The following is a 3,832-nucleotide window of genomic DNA, read 5'->3' as shown; positions in this document are numbered from 1 at the left end:
ACCCGGAATTCCAGCTGCCATTACCTGAACTGGGTCCCTTCTTTCCGCTATTGAAGACAATGAAAGCCGGAAGATCTTTCGATTCACTTCCCAGTCCGTACGTCACCCAGGAGCCGATCGCGGGACGGCCAAACTGGGGGGATCCGGTACTCATCATCAGCTGTGCCGGGGCGTGGTTGAAAGCGTCTGTCGTCATAGATCGAATAATGCACAGGTCATCGGCCACGCCTGCCGTGTGTGGTAGTAGCTCTGAGAGTTCCGTGCCGGACTCACCGTGTCTGGAAAATTTGAACTTTGGTCCCAGTAATTTGGAGTTTGGATTGATGAATGCAGTTCGATAGCCGTCCAGCAGATCGGACGGTGGCAACGTGCCGTCCAGTCGCTGCAGCGTCGGCTTGTAGTCCAGGGTTTCAAACTGGCTCGGACCACCGCCCATAAACAGCAGAATGATGTTTTTTGCTCTGGCTGGGAAATGTGGTTGTCTGGCAGCCAGTGGATTCACATCAGTCTCAGCTCTGCTAATCGAATCCGCCATCAGGCCGGTCAGGGCAATCCGACCCAGTCCAAGTCCACATTGTTGTAAGAACCAGCGTCGTTTTGCCGGTGCTGCCGTTTCTGCGACCGCCACCGCTGTGTTGTTGTGACCAATCATTATCCGAATTCCGGTTGAATTGTGCAGGTCCGGTTATGGCTCTGTATCAAATACGTCTATTGCCGGGTAATTGTTTCGTCGATATTTAGAATTGCCCGACATACCACAATCCACGGTGCCAGGTTCCTGGCCTGCTCTGTGGTGAGTTGACGTTCTGTGCCAGGTAATCCGTTGATGAGTTTGTCGACGTCGATTTCGTTTGCTGAAATACGTGTGCGCTGCTGATCGAGCAGTGTTTGCAGGATTTGTAATTCAGCTTGAGTTGGCGACCGGCTGACACATAACCGATGAGCGTAATTCAGACGCTGGCTATCCTCCGGATCAGACTCCTGCAGCACCCGCACCGCCATGGCTTGCGCGCACTTAACGAACTGCGGTTCGTTGAGGAGAACCAGTGCCTGCAGTGGAGTGTTGCTTCGCCGCCGACGGACGCAGGAGGAGTCCCCTTTGGGAGCGTCAAACAGCTGCATTGCCGGATAGGGAACGCTGCGGTAACCGTGAATATAAAGACTTCGGCGATACTGCTGATCATCGGTAGACAGGTACCAGTGCTTGGGGCCATAACTCGCGGGGGGTTGAAATAGAAACTCGGGAGCCGGTGGATAAACGCTCGGACCACCAATCACGCGGTTCAACAGTCCGCTGGCCGTCAGAGCGATATCCCGTACCAATTCTGCATCCACGCGAGTGCGGGGGGAACGCCCCAACAACTCGTTGTATGGATCCTGTTCTCGCTGTTCGGGCGATCCACCGGATGCTTGTCGATATGTTGCTGAATTCACGATCAGACGGTGAATGTGTTTCAAACTCCACTGATTCTCCATTAATTCGACAGCCAGCCAGTCGATCAGCTTTGGGTGTGTAGGATCAGGAGACTGAAAACCGAAGTCTTCGGGAGTTGACACAATTCCCCGTCCGAAATAGGCCTGCCATATACGGTTCACGATGACACGGGCTGTCGTCGGGGCCTCATCCGAGACCAGCCACTTCGCGAATCGTAGTCGGTCCGGCTCACTGGATTTTGGAAAGGCGTGCAGAAACGCGGGTGTTCCTGATGTGACCTGTTCACCGGGGGCCAGAAAATTTCCACGTGTCAGGATATGCGTTGCGCGTGGCGTCGAACGCGATCGCACGACAAGTTGTGATTCGGATTCCGGAAACCTTTGCCACAGTTGTTCAATTCTTGCGTTATCGTCAGCGAACTCGGCAACGGTCGACCGCCAGTAACTGAACAATTGATTGTTGTGCTCCACTGTCCGTTCCGGTTTGGGAATCTGCAGCACGGCCTCAATCAAAGAAGGCAGCTTCGATTCCTCAACCGTGTCGCTTTCGGTCACCGAAAATTGATATCGCCCAAGCAGATAATTTTGGTTGTCGTCTGAATTCCAGCCGCCATGGCGCTGCTGCAGTGTGAAAGAAAGAATCACTTCACCTGTGGCTGAAACCGGGTGTTCCGGAAAAAACACAGCATGACAATTTCGGTTGCGCCGACCGGGACCATTATCTGTGGTCCATGCTGTCTTGTTGTCGCCGTCGATGGCATATTGAATCGGACCGGTCACACGAATGTCGCTGTCTGCATCTTTTTCGCGATAGATCAACGGCAGATTTGAATGTGCCGGATTGACGTCTGCCCACGCCCGCACCAGTTTGATTTCCTGCTGCTGTTCAGGTGCATCCACCGGAGCAATTGACACTTCAAAGGAGGTCAGTGCACCAGTTCCTGACACCGATCGGCCGGGACCGCCCCGGGGCAGTTGCGGATGTGTCAGGACGTCCAGACGAAAGGCGGTTAAATTTTCCGCAGTCGTTCTGAGTCTAAAGGTATCGTTGGTCTTCGTAGGGGCGTAGCTTTCACTGATGATCGACCCGTCATTCAGCATTCGAAATTTCTGTCCTGAGTACGGTCGATCTGTGGGAATGACGATTCGCCAATCCACCATTTTTTCCGTTTCATGCTGCGTCCACTTGGACAGTCGATCTTTCCAGTCCGGTACGCGGCGTTTGATATTGGCTTCGATTTCAGCGATCTCGTTCAACACATGATGACGTTGCTGATCCTGAGACGGAGTAAAGACCGTTGCCGTTGCTTCATGAAAATCATTGAGTGCGGCGAACATTTGGTAATACTCGCGTTGACTCAGTGGATCATACTTGTGTGTGTGGCATTGAGCGCACTGAGTCGTGATCCCAAGAATCGCTTTGCCGATCGCATCCATTCGGTCAAACATTCCTTCAACTCGAAACTGTTCCGGGTCGGCGCCACCCTCTTCGTTGACCATGGAGTTTCGAAGAAACCCGGTGGCTACCAGTTCGGACTGACCTGCGGCTGGTAACAGGTCTCCGGCAATTTGCTGAATTACGAATTCGTCATAGGGCATATCGTTGTTCATCGCAGCGATCACCCAGTCGCGGTAGAACCAGACACTCCTCTGTTTGTCTTTTTCGTAGCCATCAGAATCAGCATATCGAGCCGCGTCCAGCCACCAGCGTCCCCATCGTTCCCCGAAGTGCTCAGATTTGAATATCTGTTCCAGCAGATTTTGAAAGGCGTTGTTTCGTGTGTCTGAGACGAAAGCGTCGACGCTGGCAGGAGAAGGTGGCAGTCCGAGTAAATCGAGATACAGTCGACGAATCAAGGTCACTCGATCCGCTGATTCCGACGGACTCATCTTCTGAGATTCAAGTTTTTCCAGAACAAAATGGTCGATCGGGTTACGGATCCATTCGTTGTTCCGAACCGATGGAAGTTCGGGGCGTTCCGGCGATTCAAACGCCCAGTGTCGGGAGTATTCGGCCCCTTCCTGTATCCATGTCAGGAGAAGTTCTGTTTCTTCCTCTGAGATCATTTTTTCAGTCGACGGTGGTGGCATCCTGAGGTTTGGGTCGTCCGACGTAATGCGATTCAAAAGTTCGCTGGATTTCGGATTGTTCGGTTTGATCGCACCGGCGGCGACGGCGTCACTGCGAACATCCAGCCGCAGATCTGCCTGACGATTTCCATCATCTGGTCCATGGCAACGGAAGCATTTGTCAGAAAGGAGCGGCCGGATATCGCGGCTAAAGTCGACATCAGCTGCCTGGCAAAATTCGCCGGCAAAGCCAAGCAGCACGGTCGTCATGAGGATTGTGTCTTTCATGTCACCAGTCTGTCTGCCTGGCAGAGTAAATTCAATTGAA

General features: G+C 53.0%; 2 protein-coding genes. Both read right to left on the bottom strand.

All coding sequences use genetic code 11. From position 1 onward, the window contains the following. The coding region (locus MK110_19665; GenBank protein ID MCH2213522.1) for a DUF1501 domain-containing protein at positions 1-652 on the bottom strand (652 nt) is incomplete at its 3' end. A 56-nt stretch (positions 653-708) separates the two neighbouring features. Next, complete coding sequence (locus MK110_19660) at positions 709-3,792, bottom strand: PSD1 and planctomycete cytochrome C domain-containing protein (protein MCH2213521.1); 3,084 nt, start codon at positions 3,790-3,792, stop codon at positions 709-711. Between the last annotated feature and the right edge of the window lie 40 nt (positions 3,793-3,832).

This window comes from Fuerstiella sp. (genome assembly GCA_022447225.1).
Classification (GTDB): domain Bacteria; phylum Planctomycetota; class Planctomycetia; order Planctomycetales; family Planctomycetaceae; genus S139-18.
This window is presented reverse-complemented; position numbering and strand designations above follow the sequence as displayed.

Bases quoted from the DNA above. Each gene is read 5' to 3' on its own strand.
- MK110_19660 (MCH2213521.1), bottom strand. From the start codon at position 3,792: ATGAAAGACACAATCCTCATGACGACCGTGCTGCTTGGCTTTGCCGGC.